Raw genomic sequence first — 17,224 nt, 5'->3', positions numbered from 1 at the left:
CCGTTACGAATAGGATTTTCGCGGAAAAAGGCGATTTCGGCCCAAATGCAAAGCTTGAATTCGCTACGAGCCCTTGACATCACAGCACTTTCGGCAGAACGGCTGATATACGTGTCAAGGGCCGTTCATGGATTTGATTACCACCATCGCTGACCTTGCGGCTGCCTGCAGCCGACTGGCCAAGCACCCCGTCATTACCGTCGATACCGAGTTCCTGCGCGAAACCACCTACTACCCGCTATTATGCGTGGTGCAGATGGCGAGCGCCGAGGAGGCCATCGTCATCGACACCCTGGCCGAGGGCATCGACCTCAAGCCGTTCTTCGAGCTGATGGCCAACGAGAGCGTGTTGAAGGTGTTCCACGCCGCCCGCCAGGACATCGAGATCATCTGGCACCAGGCCAACATCATCCCGCATCCGGTGTTCGACACCCAGGTCGCCGCGATGGTGCTCGGCTATGGCGACAGCATCGCCTACGACCAGCTGGTCGAGAAGGTCACCGGCCACCGACCGGACAAGACCCACCGCTTCACCGACTGGTCGCGCCGGCCGCTGACCAAGGAGCAGATGCACTACGCGGTATCCGACGTCACGCATCTGCGCGACGTGTTCGCGGCACTCGACGCCGACCTCAAGAAGCGCAGCCGCAGCGAATGGGTCTCGATCGAGATGGAGGTCCTGACCTCGCCCAAGACCTACGACTTCCATCCCGAACGCGCCTGGGAACGGCTGAAGACGCGGGTGCGCAAGCCGAAGGACCTGGCGGTGCTGATGGAGGTCGCGGCCTGGCGCGAGCAGGAGGCCCAGAGCCGCGATGTGCCGCGCGGCCGCGTGCTGCGCGACGAAGCCATCAGCGACATCGCAACCCACGCGCCGAACAGTGTCGAGAAGCTCGCCCATCTGCGCTCGGTGCCGAAGGGTTTTGAGAAGTCCAAATGGGGCGCGGACATCGTCGCAGCGGTCGAGCGCGGGCTGGCACGCGACTTGTCCATGCTGCCGAAGCTGGAGAAGCCGCGCAACAACTCCAACGGCGCGGCCATCGTCGAGCTGCTGAAGGTGTTGCTGCGGATGACGGCCGAGCGCCATGCGGTCGCCAGCAAGGTGATCGCGACCGTCGACGATCTCGAGGAGATCGCGGCTGACGACGACGCCGACGTGCCGGCCCTGCGCGGCTGGCGCCGCGAGCTGTTCGGCGACTCCGCCCTGAAACTCAAGCGCGGCGAGATGGCTCTGGCGATCGAGAAGGGTCGCGTGATCGGGGTCCAGCGGGCTTAGGCGCCTCCCATGCCGTCCTGGCTTTCGCCAGGACGACACCGAGGATGTGATGACGCGTTCGCCCTAAGCCGGCGTCAACTTCGCCACTTCCGGCTTCATGTCATCCAGCACGCCGGTGATCGCGGCGACCAGTTCGTCGATCTGGCCCTTGGTGACGATCAGCGGCGGGCAGATGGCGATGGCATCCAGCATGTTACGCGAGATCACGCCGCGTTCCTGGAGCATGCGGCTGGCCATGCCGCCGACAGCGCCGGGCGTCGCTGCTGCAGTCTTGCGCTGCTTGTCGAGCACGAGCTCGAGCGCTGCGATCATGCCGACGCCACGGACCTCGCCCACCAGTGGATGGCTGCTGAGCTCGCGCAGCCTGCCTTGCATATAGCCACCAAGCTCGGCAGCGTGTGCGACCAGACCGCGCTCCTCGATGATCTTCAAATTCTCCAGTGCAATGGCTGAGCCGACGGGATGGCCGCCCGCGGTAAAGCCGTGGCCGAGCACGCCGATCTTGTTGCTCTCGTCCGCGATCGGATCGAACATGCGGTCGTTCAGGATGATCGCCGACAGCGGGAAATAGCTCGAGGTGATCTGCTTGGAGACCACGATCGCATCAGGCTTGATGCCGTAGGTCTCGCAGCCGAACATCTTGCCGGTGCGGCCGAAGCCGCAGATCACCTCGTCGGCGACCAGCAGGATGTCGTACTTGTTCAAAACCTTCTGGATCTTGTCCCAATAGGTCGCCGGCGGCACGATGACGCCGCCCGCGCCCATCACCGGCTCGCCGAAGAAGGCCGCGATCGTGTCCGGCCCTTCCTTCTGAATCAGCGCGTCGAGCTCCTCGGCCCGCCGCGTCGCGAACGCTTCCTCGCTCTCGCCGGGCGCGCCGTCCTTGTAGAAATGCGGCGAGCCCGTGTGCAGGATGTTCGGCAGCGGCAAGTCGAACGAACGGTGATTGTTCGGCAGGCCGGTGAGGCTTGCGGACGCGATCGTGACGCCGTGGTAGGCGCGCATGCGGCTGATCACCTTCTTGCGCTGCGGCTGGCCCAGCGCATTGGAGCGATAGGCGATCAGCTTCAGGACGGTGTCGTTCGCCTCCGAGCCGGAATTGGTGAAGAACACCTTGCTCATCGGCACCGGCGCCAGCGCCACGAGCTTCTCGGCGAGGTCGATCGAGGGACCGTGCGATTTCGCGGAGAACGTGTGGTAGAACGGCAAGGCCTGCATCTGCCGGTGCGCTGCCTCGACCAGCCGCTTCTCGTTGAAGCCGAGCCCGACGCTCCACAGCCCCGCCATCGCCTCGAAATAGCGCTTGCCCGCCGCGTCGAAGACGTAAGGCCCCTCGCCGCGCTCGATCACCAGCGGACCAGCCTGCTGATGGGTGCGCGCGTTGGTGTAGGGATGGAGCTGGTAGGCCACATCCCGGGCCTCTTGCGAATTGGGCAGCATGGACATTTGCGAGGATCCTTAAAGTCGTCACGTAGCCGGCGTCATCACTTGGCTATTGCGAGAGTAGACAACTTGCAACGCCAATTCGTCGGCAGCAAACGCCCAGCAGCGTTGCACAAAGCGGCGCCAGACCCGACTCAGGCCGCGCCGTCGTCATCTCCGCCGTCCGCGGCCTCAGCGGCTTCCCTCACCTCGACCAGCGCCATCGCGAGCAGATAGACGGTCGTGGGCAGGCCGGCACGGCGCGCCGTCTCGATGGCGCGCGACAGGTCGACCGCCAGCTCCTTCAGTTCTTCTCCACGTGACAATGTCCCACCCCATCCATCCGCCGATCGCGTCCGCCTACACCGCGACGACGCCGCTGGTCTTGATCAGTTCGGCGCTGGAATGGATTGTAGCAAAATTGCCGATGACATTCACCACCGCCTGCTTGTAGGCGGCGGCATCGCCCGAGCCCGGTTGCCGGCAGGCCACGGCATCGCCGACCACCTGGTAGCGATGACTGCGGTGAAACCCCTCGACCACAGTGGCCAGGATGGTCTCGTCCAGGGAAAAGCCTGTCAGCACGCAGCGCGCGCTCCGGATATTGGACATGTAGTCCACGAACCGCGACGAGCTGTAGGCCGAGGGCAACGGGTGCTCGAACGTCATCTCTCCCGGCCGTGGCTTCGCCTCGGGAATCCAATCGGTCAGCCTGGATGCCGGATTGAACCACGCCGCCTGCGCGATGCGCTTCAGATGCATCACCGGCCAGAGATTGCCGCGCCACAGCGTCAACAGTTCCAGGCAGCGCGAGGTGGCGGCGTCGCCGTCGAGGATGACATGGCGACGCCCCTGGGTGAGGTATTCGACCTGGAGATCCGCGCAGACCAGGATCGGCGGATCGTCGTGAGCGGAAACCAGCATTGTCTTGCGCGTGGCTGCACCAGTTTCAACGGCCGGCGAGCGCGGCGTCCCGCAACGGCGACGTCACGGTCCGCCCCGCCGAGGCATCGAGCACGCCTGGCCGGTCCCAATCGCCCTCGGGGCGGATGATCACATAGGGATCGCTGTCCAGCGTGATCGCGTCCGGCCCCGGCTCGATCTCCAGCACCATCTCCGTATAGGAGAAATCGGAGAAGGTGATCTTGCGGTTGTGGCCGAGCGGCTTGGCGCCGAAATGAGCCCAGAAGTCGACCAGCCGGTCCTGGGCTTGGCCGTAGATCTTCCGGAACCCCTTGCGCTTCACATAGTCGACGCTCGCCTGCACCAGCTTGAACGAGACGCGCGAGCGCCGATATTGATGGCGCACCGCGAGCCGCTCGACCTTGGCGAATTCGCCGAAGAAGCGCACCCGCAGGCAGCCCGCAGGCTCGTTGCCGACAAAGCCGATGAAATGCGCGGCGACCAGATCGTTGCCGTCGAACTCCTCCTCGAACGGACAATCCTGCTCTGCGAGATAGACCGCGGAGCGGATGGCGGTGACGAGCATGAGATCGCCGGGGTCGCGCGCAATCCTGATGGTGATGGCGCGTGAGTCCGGCTTGGCGAGAGGAATCCTAGTGCCGTGCATCTGCAAAACTCCTTGCTTGGACGATCGAGCCGGGCATGCGCATCGGCCGCCGGTTCCAGGGCCGCTCGTAACACCAGAGGTCGGGTTGGAAGCTCGGGACGGGCTCGAAGCCGGTCGCCCTCATGATGTCGCGTCCGGCCACGGTCGAAGGCTGCGCATAGCAATCGGCGCCGCGAAACCGCTGCTGGCGCAGATGCGCCGCGGCCTTGCCGAGGCCGGCGATGCCGCGCCCCGACGCCGCAATCGCCCAGATGTAGACCGCGGCGACCTCCTCCCTCGCGGAAGCGAGATAGCGCGTCTCGGGCGCGGTCAGGCAGATCTCGTCGAGCAGCAGCGCATCGTGTCCGCGATCGCTCAGGAACAGGAACGCCATGCCGCCGAGCAGATCGCCCTTCCGGCTGAAGGTCAGGATGCTCTGGGGATCGAAAGTGAAGTATCTTGCAAGCTCCGCCGTGGCGAGCCGCACGCCCGGCACCAGCCGGCGCGCCATGTCGGAAAGCGCGGCAATTTCGGACAATTTCGCGCAACGGACATCGATGTCCGGGCTCAGCGGCAGCGCGTCGAAATCATGCCTTGCGGCAAACGAGCCTCTTTCCATACCCATGCCGCCCCTCTATCGTTTGAGGCTTTCGTGCCCCGCTTAGACGCCGAGCTTAGCGGTTGGGGATCAGGAGTATGCAGCAACTATTGCACCGGGGTGCTGCGATGATGCATCACCGTGAAGAAGCCCTGGAGGCATCCTGGGACGATTTGAAACTGTTTTTAGCTTGCGCAAAATATAAAAGTTTCCGCAACGCCGCCGAGGAGCTCGGGCTCACCAGCACGACCCTGATGCGCCGGGTCGACCGACTCGAAGAGAGCATCGGCTGCAAGCTGTTCCTGCGCGACCAGAGCGGGCTCACGCTCAGCGATGAAGGCACCGCGATGATCGCGGACGTCGCGCATATGGAGCGTCACGCCTTCAACGTTTTCCGGCGCGCCTCGCGCTCCTCGAACGATACCGCCGGCACCGTGCGCGTCGCGGTAACGGAAGGCCCCGGCAATTTCTGGATCCTGCCGCGACTGATCGATTTCCAGAAGACCTACCGCAAGATCGCGGTCGATCTGCGCTGCGCCATGGAGCAGGCCGACGTCGCGCGGCTGGAATCCGACATCGCGATCCAGCTCGAGCCGCCGACCAATCCCGATCTCATCGTCGCCAAGCTCGGCCGGCTGCACATCTATCCCTTCGTCTCGAAGGAATACGAAAGCCTCTATGGCGTGCCGGCGACGCTGGCCGAATTGAAGAACCACAGGATCGTCAAGCAGACCGCGCCGCAGGTCGACGACACTGCTTATGCGCGCATCCTCGGACTGACGTCGCTTGAGGGCATCGTGGGGATTAAGACCAACTCCTCGGTCGGCGCGCTCTACGCAGTGGAGCGCGGCGCCGGCATCGGTTTCCTGCCGACCGTTTCAATTGCCCTCGGCGCCTCGCTCGTCGCCGTCGATCTCGGCGTCAGCCACCACGCCGATCTCTGGCTCACCTATCACAAGGAATTCCGCGCCTCCGAGCGCCACAAAATCGTGGTCGACTGGCTGAAGAAGATCTTCGATCCCAAGACCTACCCCTGCTTCCGCGACGAATTCATCCACCCGAATGCGCTGGTGCCGATGATGACGGCCGCGCGCGAGGGCTTTGGTCTGACCGGCTATGTTGCGGCGACGCCGATGTGAGGGCGCCTCACCACCTGTGTTCGAAGCCGACCGTGCCCTGGTGCGACCTGATCTCGTTGCGGAACTTGCCGTCGTAATTGACGTAGAGCCGCGCGGTGCTGGTCAGGCTGAGCGAGGCCGAGGCGCCGGCATCCATGCCGTAACGGCTCTCGCCGATGCCGGGGACGACGATGCTCTCGGTCCCCAGACTCACCTGGATTGAGCCCAGGTTCTGATAAAAATTATCGACGAACTTACCGTAGGCCAACAGATCCAGAATCTTCCGGTCGAAGATAAAGTAGCGCCCGATCTCGGCCCCGATCATGACACGCGCGCGCGAGAGCGCCGTCGAGCCGACGTTGAGCGGATCGAACCCGCCGGCCTCCTGGAATGCCGCGCTGGTGGCGCGGACATATTCGAGCGCGCCCTTGGGCACGATGCGCATCTGATCCTTGGTCCAGTAATAGCTGATCTCGGTCAGCGCGCCGTCGACCGCGGCGCGATAGCCCGCGGTCGCGAGGCCAAAGCCGGTGTCCCGGCTGGAATGGACCTTGCCGAAACCGTGCACCACCGCGAATGCCCAGGTCCACGGCCCCTTGTCGACGGAGCCGTTGAAGCCGAGCTGGGTCAGGTCGAGCGCTGCAGACTGGAGCGCGAGCGGCACGTCGATGTCGGTGTGGCTCTGGTCGACGGAGAAGCCGATATTGACGCCGGGCGCAACGCGCGCGCCGAAGCCGGCGACGCCGCCAAAGGTCTTGCGCTTGTCGCCGACGAAATCGCCCTGCGCATCGGTCCGGACCGAAACGCCGTAGCCCTCGACCCAGGTGCGGTAGCGCGGATCCTCCGTGCTCTCGGAAGCGCCGCCACCGCCGGGATTGGTCCGGAACGCCCGATTGAAGCCGCCCGATGCCTGGTTACCGAGCCGCTCCAAAAATCCCGAACCGAGATTGAGCGTGCTGTTGCCGGCCGACTGGTCATAATTGGTCGAGGTCGGCATCGGAACCGGGGTCGGTGACGGCAACGGCGTCGGGGTCGGGGTCGGCGTCGGACTTTGCGCGAAGCCGGGCGTCGCCCCTGACATCATCACGACGAGCGCAAACGCCATGGCGATCTGGCGGACACGGTCCAGCCCGATCGTCTGCCGTGTCCCGGAGAGCTGCGAGGTGCAGCGCATGACGACAAATCCCGAAACGAATGGTGGGGGCGCAGGAATGCAACATAAGCTGCGGCGCGTGCGGCGATTTGTGCTGAACAGCCACGGAGGGTCAACCGGTTGGCACGCCACGGCCGAGGCTATTGCCCTGATTGTGGTTCCGCGGCCACAGGTCGCAATTTGCAATCCCGTTCGCCCGGCCCGGTCTTGAAATTCGCGCACCGCTTGCTAACGCGCGATTTTCATGTTGCAATATCGGACACAATCGGAATTGGCGCTCGGCTGTGCGTTTCGCGACATTGAGACTCAAGACTCGAACAGACTTCCGGAAGCCCGTTTGTGGCGTGGCACGCGAAAAGCGGCCGCGTCTTTTTTGTATCTAGCGGAGGAGACTGAGGATGCCGCAAAAGGGCACCGTCAAATGGTTCAACCCGACCAAGGGCTATGGGTTCATCAAGCCGAACGGCAGCGACAAGGACGTGTTCGTCCACATCTCTGCCGTCGAGCGTGCCGGACTCTCCACCCTCAACGAAAACCAGGTGGTTGAATACGACCTCGTGGAAAACCGCGGCAAAGCCTCCGCGGAAAACCTCAAGGTCTCCTGACTACTCTCAAGACCTGCGAGAGATCATGACGTTGCCCCCGGCTCTGCCGGGGGATTTTATTTGTGACCATGAAGAAAAGCGTGCGCTCCGCCGCTTCAGCTCGTCACGACGGGCGCAATCAGAAAATTTTCCGTCGCCCCGCTTCCCGCCGTCTTGCAGACGTCGCCCTCGATCCGGACCTTGCCGGTGGCGATCAGCCGCAGCGCCTCGGGATAGATGCGGTGCTCGACTTCCAGGATTCGTTCCGAGAGCGTAGCGGGCGTATCGTTGTCGCTAACGGGGACCGCGCCCTGCATCACGATCGGGCCGGCATCGGTCTCGGGGATGACAAAGTGCACCGTCGCGCCGGACAGTTTAACGCCGGCGCGCAAGGCCTGGCCGTGCGGGTCGAGGCCGGGGAAAGATGGCAGCAGGGAGGGATGGATGTTGAGCATCCGCCCGTACCAGGACTTGGTGAACTCGGCCGTGAACAGGCGCATGAAGCCGCCAAGGCAAATCAGCTCGATGCCGTGCTGATCGAGGGCTGCTTGCAGCACCGCCTCGAAGCCGGCGCGGTCCTTGCCGAACGGCTTGCTCTCGATCACCAGCGTCTTCACGCCGCTCGCCTTGGCCCTTTCGAGTCCCAGGGCATCGGCCTTGTTCGAGATCACGAGGGAAATCTCGGCCGGAAAATCCGGCGCGGCCGCGCCCTTGATCAGCGCGGCCATGTTGGAGCCCCGCCCCGATATCAGGATGGCGACGCGGCGCTTCATGGGGCTCACGGCGCGAGATCGAGGTGGCCGTTATAGACCACGCGATGCTCGCCCTCGGCCGGGATCACCTGGCCGAGCACGGCGACCGTCTCGCCGGCATCGGTGAAGACCTGCACCACCTTGTCGACCGCATCCGGCTCGACGATCGCGATCATGCCGATGCCGCAATTGAAGGTGCGCAGCAATTCGAGCTCGGCGATGCCGCCCTGCGCGGCCAGCCATTTGAACACCGGCAGCACCGGCAGGCGCGCCAGATCGATGCCGACGCCGAGATGTTTTGGCAGCACGCGCGGAATGTTGTCGGTGAAGCCGCCGCCGGTGATGTGGGCGAGCCCCTTCACCGCGCCGGTCTCGCGGATCGCGCGCAGGCAGGATTTGACGTAGAGCCGGGTCGGCGTCAGCAGCGCGCCGCCGAGCGTCATGACGGGCGAGAACGGCGCCTGCGCCTCGAAGCTGAGCCCGGACTGCTCGACGATCTTGCGCACCAGCGAGAAGCCGTTGGAATGCACACCCGACGAGGCCAGGCCGATCACGGCATCGCCGGCGGCGATGTCCTTGCGCGGCAGCAACGTGCCCCGCTCGGCGGCGCCGACGGCAAAGCCGCCGAGATCATAGTCGCCATCCCGGTAGAGGCCGGGCATCTCGGCGGTCTCGCCGCCGATCAGGGCACAGCCCGACTCGCGGCAGCCCTCGGCGACACCCGCCACGATCGCCGCGGTTGCCTCCGGATCGAGCTTGCCGCAGGCAAAATAATCCAGGAAGAACAGTGGCTCGGCGCCCTGTACCACGAGGTCGTTGACGCTCATGGCGACGAGGTCGATGCCGATGCCGCCATGCAGGCCGGTCTCGATCGCGATCTTGACCTTGGTCCCGACGCCGTCGGTGGCGGCGACCAGGATGGGATCCTTGAAGCCAGCCGCCTTGAGGTCGAACAGGCCGCCAAAACCGCCGATCTCGGCGTCGGCGCCGGGGCGCGCGGTGGCGCGCACCATCGGCTTGATCAGGTCGACCAGGCGGTTGCCCGCATCGATGTCGACGCCTGAATCGGCGTAAGTGAGGCCGTTTTTGCGGTCGGTCATGCCCGATTTCCAGTGGGTTTGCGGCTGGTTACGTCGAATTCCGGGGACACGCAATGGCTCGCATGGCGCCCCGGGCTGTACTATGTAGATATCAACCGGTTCAGCCTTCAAACGGGCCGGATTCGACGTCAGGCCGGGTGCCGGGAAGCGCCGCGTGAGTATTCCGAATATCATTACCCTGGGCCGCATCATGCTGGTCCCGATCATTGTCTGGGCCATCGTGTCGAGCCAAATGGAGGTGGCGTTCGCCGTCTTCCTGATTGCCGGCATCAGCGACGCCGTCGACGGCTTCCTCGCCAAGCGCTTCAACATGGCGAGCGAGCTCGGCGCCCTGCTCGATCCGCTCGCGGACAAGGCGCTGCTGGTCTCGATCTACATGTCGCTCGGCATCTGGGGCGCCATTCCGCGCTGGATCGTGATCCTGGTGGTCTCCCGCGACATCATGATCGTCGCTGCCGTGATCGTGTCCTGGCTGTTCGACAAACCGGTCGAGATGAAGCCGTCGAAGGTGTCCAAGCTCAACACTGTGGCCCAGGTGGCGTTCGCGGCGCTGGTGCTGGCCGCACTTGCCTTTGGCTTCAAGCCGCAGCCCTATGATATCATCCTGATGGGCTTCGTCACGGTCTTCACGCTCTCCTCCGTGTCGCTCTATCTCGTCGAGTGGCTGCGGCACATGAGCACCATCGAGGCCAAGTGAGCCGGGACGCGGCCCCGCAAAAGGCCAACTCGCGCTCGATACGTCGAATCTCTTCAAGCAAAGCCGGCGCGCCGGCATGGAGCAAAGCAAGCGTGGCAGGCCGCGTTCATCCCCGACAATTGGCGTTTTCGCTTCCGCACGCGGAAAGCCTGAGCCGGGACAATTTCCTCGAAGGCCCCGCCAATGCGGCCGGTCTCGGCCTGATCGACAGCTGGCCGGAATGGCCGAACCGGATCATGTGGCTGGCCGGCCCCGAAGGAAGCGGCAAGAGCCATCTCGCCGCGATCTGGGCCGAGGACGCCGGCGCCCGCTCCACCACGGCCAATGCGCTGACCCCCGCGACCGTCCCGGGCGCGCTCGCGACCGGCGCGCTGGTGGTCGAGGATCTCAAGGCGAAGGATTTTGACGAGCGCGCCGTCTTCCATCTGATGAACCTCGCGCGTGAAGACGGCGCCTACGTCCTCTTCACCGGCCGTGAGATGCCGGCTGCGCTGGATATCGAGCTGCGCGACCTGCGCTCGCGCCTGCGCGCGGTCCCGGTGATCTCGCTCTTGCCGCCCGACGACCAGCTCTTCCGGGGCCTCATCGTCAAGTTCTGCGCCGACCGCCAGCTCACCGTTGACGAGACCGTGGTCAGCTACCTCGTCACCCGCCTGGAGCGGTCCTCGGCCGCCGCCCGGCAAGCCGTGGAACTGCTCGACAGCGAGGCCTTGCGGCTCGGCCGCCCCGTCACCAGGGCGCTCGCCGCCGAGCTGCTGCGGGACGCCTGACCGCGTCCGTTCGATTCCAAGGCCGCTTGACGCGGCGGGTTGGCGGAACATCAATGTCATCGAAACGTCATCGCACTCACACATGCTTGCGCCGGTTTTGCGCATAAGTCGCAAAGTGAGGCGAAACAGGATGGATCGACTTCTGATGGACTCTGCGCAAGCCATTGAAATTAAAGAAAAAGCTCAAGAACCAGAGGCACAGCCGGCGATCGCTTCGAGCCCCGAACGGTTCATCAACCGCGAGCTGTCCTGGCTGCATTTTAACCGGCGCGTCCTGGAGGAATCGGTCAATCCCAGCCACCCCGTGCTGGAGCGGGTTCGATTCCTGTCGATTTCGGCAAATAACCTCGACGAGTTCTTCATGGTCCGCGTCGCCGGCATCAAGGCCCAGGTGCGCGAGGGCATCGCCGAGCGCAGCCCTGACGGCCTAACGCCGTCGGAACAGCTCGCGCTGATCAACCGCACCGTCTCCCAGCTTGCCTCCGACCAGCAAGCGATCTGGCGTGACCTGCGCGCCACGCTGGCCGACGTCAACATCGTGCTGATCGACGGCAAGGAGGTCACCAAGGCTGAGCGGGCCTGGATTGAGGACTACTTCCTCAGCAATGTGTTCCCACTGCTGACGCCGCTCGCGATCGACCCGGCGCATCCCTTCCCGTTCATTCCGAGCCTCGGCTTCACCATGGCGCTCCAGCTCACGCGCGCCGCCGACGGTAAGCAGATGAACGCGCTGATCCGCATGCCCGGCAAGATCGACCGCTTCATCCGCCTGCCGGCCGACGGCACGGTGCGGCTGATCACGCTGGAACAGGCGACCGCCTTGTTCATCAACCGCCTGTTCCCCGGCTACAATCTCCACGGCCAGGGCGCCTTCCGCATTATCCGCGACTCCGAGCTCGAAATCGAGGAAGAGGCCGAAGACCTTGTCCGTCTGTTCGAGACCGCGCTGAAGCGGCGCCGCCGCGGGTCGGTGATCCGGCTCGAGATCGACGGCAAGATGCCGGAGCAGCTGCGCAGCTTTGTGCAGCATGCGCTCTCGGCCGCCGACGACGAGGTGTTTCTGGTCGACGGCGTGCTCGCCATGAACGAGCTCTCGCAGCTCACCCGCCTCGACCGGCCCGACCTCGAATTCACCCCTTATGTGCCACGCCATCCCGAGCGCGTGCGCGAGCATGGCGGCGACATTTTTGCCGCGATCCGGCAGAAGGACCTCGTCGTCCACCATCCCTACGAATCCTTCGACGTGGTGGTGCAGTTCCTCCAGCAGGCGACGCGCGATCCCGACGTCGTCGCGATCAAGCAGACGCTCTATCGCACCTCCAACAACTCGCCGATCGTGCGCGCGCTTGCGGAAGCCGCCGAGGCCGGCAAGTCCGTCACCGCGCTGATCGAGCTGAAGGCACGCTTCGACGAAGAGGCCAACATCCGTTGGGCGCGCGACCTCGAACGCGCCGGCGTGCAGGTCGTCTACGGCTTCCTCGAACTGAAGACGCACGCAAAACTCTCGATGGTGGTGCGCCGCGAGGGCGGCAGCCTCACCACCTATGTCCATACCGGCACCGGCAACTATCACCCGGTGACCGCGCGCATCTACACCGACCTTTCCTACTTCACCTCGGATCCGACCATCGGCCGCGACGCCGCGCGCGTGTTCAACTTCATCACCGGCTACGCGGCGCCTAGCGATCTGGAAAAGATGGCGGTGTCGCCGCTGACCTTGCGCAAGCGCATCATCCAGCACATCCAGGGCGAGACCGAGCATGCGCGGCACGGCAAACCTGGCGCAGTCTGGATGAAGATGAATGCGCTGGTCGATCCCGACATCATCGACGCGCTCTACGAGGCGTCACAGGCGGGCGTCCAGGTCGAGCTCGTGGTGCGCGGCATCTGCTGCCTGCGGCCCGGCATCCCCGGCCTGTCGGAGAACATCCGCGTCAAGTCGATCATCGGACGCTTCCTGGAACACGGCCGAATCTACTGCTTCGGGATGGGCCAGGGCCTGCCGAGCGCGAAAGCGGCTGTGTATATCTCGTCGGCCGACATGATGCCGCGCAACCTCGACCGCCGCGTCGAGGTGCTGTGTCCGCTGCAAAATCCCACGGTGCATCAGCAGGTTCTCGAACAGATCATGGTCGCCAACCTGAAGGACAATGAGCAGAGCTGGCAATTGTTGCCGGACGGGTCCTCAACGCGTATGAAGACCGCGAAGGGCGAGGAGCCTTTCAACGTCCACAACTACTTCATGACAAATCCGAGTCTGTCTGGCCGTGGAAAGTCGCTCAAGGAATCCTCGCCGCGTCGTCTCACGCGCCGGAGCGAACGTCATCAATCCTGATCGGGGATCGCCGACGTGACGCGGCCGCGCAAGCGTGGCTCGAGCGTCGCAGTCATCGACATCGGTTCCAACTCGGTCCGTCTCGTCGTCTACGAGGGACTGACGCGGAGCCTCATTCCGATCTTCAACGAGAAGACGCTGTGCGGCCTCGGACGCGAGGTGCAGAGCACGGGCCTGCTTGCGCCCGACGCCGTCGACAAGGCGCTGACCTCGCTGAAGCGGTTTCGCGCGCTGTGCCGCGTGATGCAGGTCGGACGCGTGTTTGCGATCGCGACCGCTGCGTGCCGCGACGCCTCCAACGGTCCCGACTTCATCGCAAAGGCCGAGCGCATCTGCGCCGTCAAGATCGAGATATTGTCCGGACCGCGCGAAGCGCGGCTGTCGGCGCTGGGCGTGATCTCGGGAATTCATTATCCCGACGGCATCGTCGGCGATCTCGGCGGCGGCTCGCTCGAACTGATCGACGTGCGCAGAAACAGCGTGCGCAGCGGTGTCACGCTGCCGCTCGGCGGGCTTGCGCTCCAGGATCTCGCACACAAATCGCTCAAGCGCGCCGACCGTATCGTCCGCGAAGAGCTCGATGAGGTGCCCCAGCTCAAGGCAGGCAGCGGCCGCACCTTCTATGCGGTCGGCGGCACCTGGCGCGCGCTCGCACGCATCCACATCATCCAGAGCGGCTATCCGCTCCAGGTGATGCACGGCTATTCGATTTCGGCCGCCGAGGCGCTCGACTTCTCGCGTCGTCTCCGTCGTCTTGCGGCCGCCGACATGCTCGCCGACATCGAAATCGTCGCGGATGCGAGGCGCCCTCTCCTCACCTATGCAGCGCTGGTGCTCGAGCACATCATCCGCGCGGCGAAGCCCAAGACGATCGTGTTCTCGACCTTCGGTGTGCGGGAGGGCCTGCTGCACGAGAAGCTGTCGGAGACCGAGCGCAACAAGGACGGATTGATCTGCGCGGCGGAGGAGCTGAACCAGCTCCTGTCGCGCTCGGCCCGCCATGCCCGCGAGCTGATCGCCTGGACCGACCGCCTCGCCCGCGTCGTGAAGCTGCGCGAGTCCGAAGAGGACCGCAGGCTGCGCCACGCCGCCTGCCTGCTCTCCGACATCGGCTGGCGCGTCCATCCCGACCATCGCGGCGAGCAGACGCTGAGCCTCGTCGTCAACGGCAATTTCGGCGCAATCACGCACATCGAGCGCGCCTTTGTCGGCCTGTCGGTGTTCTATCGCTATGCCGGCCTCAGCGAAGAAAACCAGCCGCCGGCCGCGATGCAGGAGTTGCTCACGCCGGCGCAGCTCGAACGCGCCCGTCTCCTGGGTGCGGCGTTCCGCGTCGCGCATCTGATCTCGGCGGCACGGCCGGGCGTGCTGCCCGCCACGCATTTCCGCAGCCAGGACCGCAAATTGATGCTGGTGTTCGAGCACCGCCTCGGCGATCTCGTCGCCGACCGCGTCGGCAGCCGCTTCCGCGCGCTCGCCCGCCTGATCGGCCGCGCCGGCTCAATCGTGCGGCGCTAGATTAGAAAATCACTCCGCCGAGACCTTGGCGTGGCGTTCGGAGGCTTCGAGCGCGGCGTGGCTCAGGCTGCGCCGGCGCCAGATAGTGCCGACGACCAGCACCACGACGACGCCGAGCGCTGCGCAGAGATATTCGCCGCCTCCGCCGCCATGAGTGAATTGCGGCGGGATGCGCAGTGCAGCGAGCATCGAATCCAGCGACGCTCCGAACGGCCCGTCGAACAGCGTATGCAGCTTCGGCGCGACGCCGGGATCGGTCGCGATCACCTCGCCCGAAATCCAGCCGAGCAGCGCCGCACCAGCCCATACCAGGACCGGTAGCTTTGAGAGCAGCGCCATGATCAGCGCCGCGCCGGCGACGATCAGGGGGACGCTGATGGCAAGCCCGAGGATCAGCAGCGGCGCACTGCCATTGGCGGCGGCAGCGACCGCGATGACATTGTCGAGGCTCATGACGATGTCGGCGACCACAACGATCTGCACGGCCTGCCACAGATGGGAGGCGGACTCGACGCCGTCCTCGTCCTCGTTTTCCGGCACGAGCAGCTTTGCGGCGATCACGATCAGCGCGAGGCCGCCCACCAGCTTGAGGTACGGCAGCGCCATCAGGCTGGCGACGATGCCGGTGAAGATGATCCGGAGCAGCACCGCGGCGCCGGCGCCGAGCACCATGCCCCACAGCCGGTGCCGCGGCTTCAGGCCGCGGCAGGCGAGCGCGATCACCAGCGCATTGTCGCCGGAGAGCAGGATGTTGATCCAGATGATCTTGCCGACCGCGATCCAGAAGGTCGGTTCGGCCATCTCACTGCGGAACTGGGTGAAGAATGCCCCGATCGTGGCGGGATCGAAGATCTGCCAAAGCCAGTTCACAATGCGTCCTTTCGCCCCGCCGTCTTAACTTATCGGCTGATGGATCAGCCGACGATCTCATTGCCCGAGAAGAACTGCGCGATCTCGATCGCGGCGGTCTCCGGCGCGTCCGAGCCATGCGCGGAGTTCTCGCCGATCGACTTTGCGTAGAGCTTGCGGATGGTGCCGTCGGCCGCTTTGGACGGATCGGTCGCACCCATGGCATCGCGATACTTGGCGACGGCGCCCTCGCCTTCCAGCACCTGGACGACGACCGGGCCCGAGGTCATGAATTCGACAAGCTCGCCGAAGAACGGGCGCGCCTTGTGGACGGCATAGAAGGTCTCGGCCTGCTCCTTGGTCATACGGATACGCTTCTGCGCGACGATGCGCAGGCCGGCCTTCTCGATCACGGCGTTAACCGCACCGGTCAGGTTACGCGCGGTCGCATCGGGCTTGATGATCGAGAAAGTGCGTTCGATGGCCATGATCTTGTCCTTGAGGAGAGAGCGGTGGTTCGGAGTTGCGCGGCTTATATCGGCGCCGTTGCCGAACGGCAAGCGACCGCCAGAATGGCCTCACTGGCGCTTCGTCGCAGGGCCAGGACCCGAGATTCCACCCTGGATTACAACGATTTCATCCAGATGAACCCAATCTGAAGCCGCTGTCAGGGTTTGGTTCAGCCTCGCCGGCGTAAGGTCCTGCCTATCGAAACGAGAGCCTGATCATGAGGCGAACGGTTTCGGCGGCCTTTCCATCGACGCGCAGGCCCGCGCCGGCAGTTCTGAGGAGATCACCATGTTGAGGAAACTTTCGCTTGCCGCAGTTGCCGCGGTCGCGCTGGGTGCCGCGCTGGCGCCGACCTCCGCCTCCGCTCACTGGCATGGCGGCTGGGGCCACGGCGGCGGAGGCGGCTGGCATCACGGCTGGGGTGGACCGCGCTTCTACGCCGGCGGCCCCGTCTCCTACGGCTATGGCGGCTGCTATGTGCGCCGGCTGGTCCCGACCCCCTGGGGACCCCGCTGGCGGATGATCAACCGCTGCTACTGAGCCCGACAGCACCTTCCAAAGGTACCTACCGCCCCCCAGGTACCTTCCAAGAGAAGCCCCGGCGTGCCCCCGCCGGGGCTTTGCGTTGGGGCCGCCCTTGCGCGGTCCTTGGGCGGCCCTTGGCCTGCATGACGAAATTCATACAATTTTTACTAGAATGCCCAGCGGCCCGTGGCGGGGGCGAAACAATTTTGCGCTCAGGGACTTGGTAGGGTGTCGTAATTGTGAACCAACGGAACCTCGCATGAATTGCCTCCTCGCCGATGACAGCGAACAGATCGACCGACGCACCAGCCGCTCGATTTGCGATGCCGTTGGCGAACGGCTTCAGCAGAGCATTCGGCCAGAACCCCGGCTGCCTTCGAACCTTGAACACCTCTTGAACGAGTTGCAGAAGCGCGACCGCGAGGGCGGCTCGCACTAGCTGACAGGCCGCAAAAACGGGTTGCGTTC

General features: G+C 64.7%; 19 protein-coding genes. 9 read left to right on the top strand and 10 right to left on the bottom strand.

What is annotated here, in order from left to right; all coding sequences use genetic code 11:
• The first annotated feature begins 127 nt into the window (after positions 1-127).
• A complete protein-coding gene (rnd, locus tag IVB18_RS23035) occupies positions 128-1,276 on the top strand; it encodes a ribonuclease D (protein ID WP_247991218.1) in 1,149 nt (382 codons plus the stop codon).
• A 63-nt stretch (positions 1,277-1,339) separates the two neighbouring features.
• Here rnd and IVB18_RS23030 read toward each other — a convergent pair whose 3' ends face one another.
• The 5 genes from IVB18_RS23030 to IVB18_RS23010 form a co-directional block, all read right to left on the bottom strand.
• Positions 1,340-2,722, bottom strand: a complete 1,383-nt coding sequence (locus IVB18_RS23030) for an aspartate aminotransferase family protein (RefSeq protein WP_247991217.1) — start codon at positions 2,720-2,722, stop codon at positions 1,340-1,342.
• A gap of 131 nt (positions 2,723-2,853) precedes the next feature.
• Positions 2,854-3,024, bottom strand: a complete 171-nt coding sequence (locus IVB18_RS23025; protein ID WP_247991216.1) for a hypothetical protein — start codon at positions 3,022-3,024, stop codon at positions 2,854-2,856.
• Positions 3,025-3,058: 34 nt separating this feature from the next.
• Positions 3,059-3,622 carry an isochorismatase family protein gene (locus IVB18_RS23020; protein WP_247991215.1) on the bottom strand — a complete coding sequence of 188 codons (564 nt, stop codon included), beginning with the start codon at positions 3,620-3,622 and terminating at the stop codon, positions 3,059-3,061.
• Positions 3,623-3,647: 25 nt separating this feature from the next.
• Positions 3,648-4,268, bottom strand: a complete 621-nt coding sequence (locus IVB18_RS23015; protein ID WP_247991214.1) for a GNAT family N-acetyltransferase — start codon at positions 4,266-4,268, stop codon at positions 3,648-3,650.
• A complete protein-coding gene (locus tag IVB18_RS23010) occupies positions 4,255-4,872 on the bottom strand; it encodes a hypothetical protein (RefSeq protein WP_247991213.1) in 618 nt (205 codons plus the stop codon). Before IVB18_RS23010 ends, IVB18_RS23015 begins: the two co-directional genes overlap by 14 nt.
• A gap of 71 nt (positions 4,873-4,943) precedes the next feature.
• Between IVB18_RS23010 and IVB18_RS23005 the strand changes: the two genes are divergently transcribed.
• Complete coding sequence (locus IVB18_RS23005) at positions 4,944-5,984, top strand: LysR family transcriptional regulator (RefSeq protein ID WP_247991212.1); 1,041 nt, start codon at positions 4,944-4,946, stop codon at positions 5,982-5,984.
• Positions 5,985-5,991: 7 nt separating this feature from the next.
• On the opposite strand, the gene IVB18_RS23000 is transcribed toward IVB18_RS23005, so the two are convergent.
• Positions 5,992-7,137, bottom strand: coding sequence for an autotransporter outer membrane beta-barrel domain-containing protein (locus tag IVB18_RS23000; protein WP_247991211.1), 1,146 nt, complete (start codon positions 7,135-7,137; stop codon positions 5,992-5,994).
• 377 nt (positions 7,138-7,514) lie between these two features.
• Here IVB18_RS23000 and IVB18_RS22995 point away from each other — a divergent pair, with 377 nt between their 5' ends.
• Complete coding sequence (locus tag IVB18_RS22995; protein WP_007591938.1) at positions 7,515-7,721, top strand: cold-shock protein; 207 nt, start codon at positions 7,515-7,517, stop codon at positions 7,719-7,721.
• Between the two features lie 95 nt (positions 7,722-7,816).
• On the opposite strand, the gene purN is transcribed toward IVB18_RS22995, so the two are convergent.
• Positions 7,817-8,473, bottom strand: a complete 657-nt coding sequence (gene purN, locus IVB18_RS22990) for a phosphoribosylglycinamide formyltransferase (RefSeq protein ID WP_247991709.1) — start codon at positions 8,471-8,473, stop codon at positions 7,817-7,819.
• Positions 8,474-8,478: 5 nt separating this feature from the next.
• Positions 8,479-9,552, bottom strand: a complete 1,074-nt coding sequence (purM, locus tag IVB18_RS22985) for a phosphoribosylformylglycinamidine cyclo-ligase (protein ID WP_247991210.1) — start codon at positions 9,550-9,552, stop codon at positions 8,479-8,481.
• A 154-nt stretch (positions 9,553-9,706) separates the two neighbouring features.
• Here purM and IVB18_RS22980 point away from each other — a divergent pair, with 154 nt between their 5' ends.
• The 4 genes from IVB18_RS22980 to ppx all read left to right on the top strand — a co-directional run bounded on the left by IVB18_RS22980 (position 9,707) and on the right by ppx (position 14,872).
• The gene (locus IVB18_RS22980) at positions 9,707-10,249 is read left to right on the top strand and encodes a CDP-alcohol phosphatidyltransferase family protein (protein WP_247991209.1); all 543 of its coding nucleotides are present in this window, start codon (positions 9,707-9,709) and stop codon (positions 10,247-10,249) included.
• 92 nt (positions 10,250-10,341) lie between these two features.
• Positions 10,342-11,019, top strand: a complete 678-nt coding sequence (locus IVB18_RS22975) for a DnaA/Hda family protein (protein ID WP_247991208.1) — start codon at positions 10,342-10,344, stop codon at positions 11,017-11,019.
• A 145-nt stretch (positions 11,020-11,164) separates the two neighbouring features.
• Positions 11,165-13,354, top strand: coding sequence for an RNA degradosome polyphosphate kinase (locus IVB18_RS22970; RefSeq protein ID WP_247991708.1), 2,190 nt, complete (start codon positions 11,165-11,167; stop codon positions 13,352-13,354).
• Positions 13,355-13,369: 15 nt separating this feature from the next.
• Positions 13,370-14,872 carry an exopolyphosphatase gene (ppx, locus tag IVB18_RS22965; RefSeq protein WP_247991207.1) on the top strand — a complete coding sequence of 501 codons (1,503 nt, stop codon included), beginning with the start codon at positions 13,370-13,372 and terminating at the stop codon, positions 14,870-14,872.
• Positions 14,873-14,881: 9 nt separating this feature from the next.
• On the opposite strand, the gene IVB18_RS22960 is transcribed toward ppx, so the two are convergent.
• Positions 14,882-15,742, bottom strand: a complete 861-nt coding sequence (locus tag IVB18_RS22960; protein ID WP_247991206.1) for a TerC family protein — start codon at positions 15,740-15,742, stop codon at positions 14,882-14,884.
• Between the two features lie 44 nt (positions 15,743-15,786).
• On the bottom strand, positions 15,787-16,209 hold the full coding sequence (ndk, locus tag IVB18_RS22955; RefSeq protein ID WP_106943663.1) for a nucleoside-diphosphate kinase: 423 nt from the start codon (positions 16,207-16,209) through the stop codon (positions 15,787-15,789).
• 310 nt (positions 16,210-16,519) lie between these two features.
• On the opposite strand from ndk, the gene IVB18_RS22950 reads away from it, so the two are divergent.
• Both IVB18_RS22950 and IVB18_RS22945 read left to right on the top strand, forming a co-directional pair.
• Positions 16,520-16,771, top strand: a complete 252-nt coding sequence (locus tag IVB18_RS22950; protein WP_247286380.1) for a sulfur globule protein precursor — start codon at positions 16,520-16,522, stop codon at positions 16,769-16,771.
• Between the two features lie 244 nt (positions 16,772-17,015).
• Complete coding sequence (locus tag IVB18_RS22945) at positions 17,016-17,195, top strand: hypothetical protein (RefSeq protein WP_247991205.1); 180 nt, start codon at positions 17,016-17,018, stop codon at positions 17,193-17,195.
• Positions 17,196-17,224: the final 29 nt, after the last annotated feature.

Origin of the sequence: Bradyrhizobium sp. 186 (genome assembly GCF_023101685.1) — a bacterium.
Taxonomy (GTDB): Bacteria; Pseudomonadota; Alphaproteobacteria; order Rhizobiales; family Xanthobacteraceae; genus Bradyrhizobium.
The sequence above is the reverse complement of the archived record's forward strand: the minus strand, read 5'-3'. Positions and strand labels throughout refer to the sequence as shown.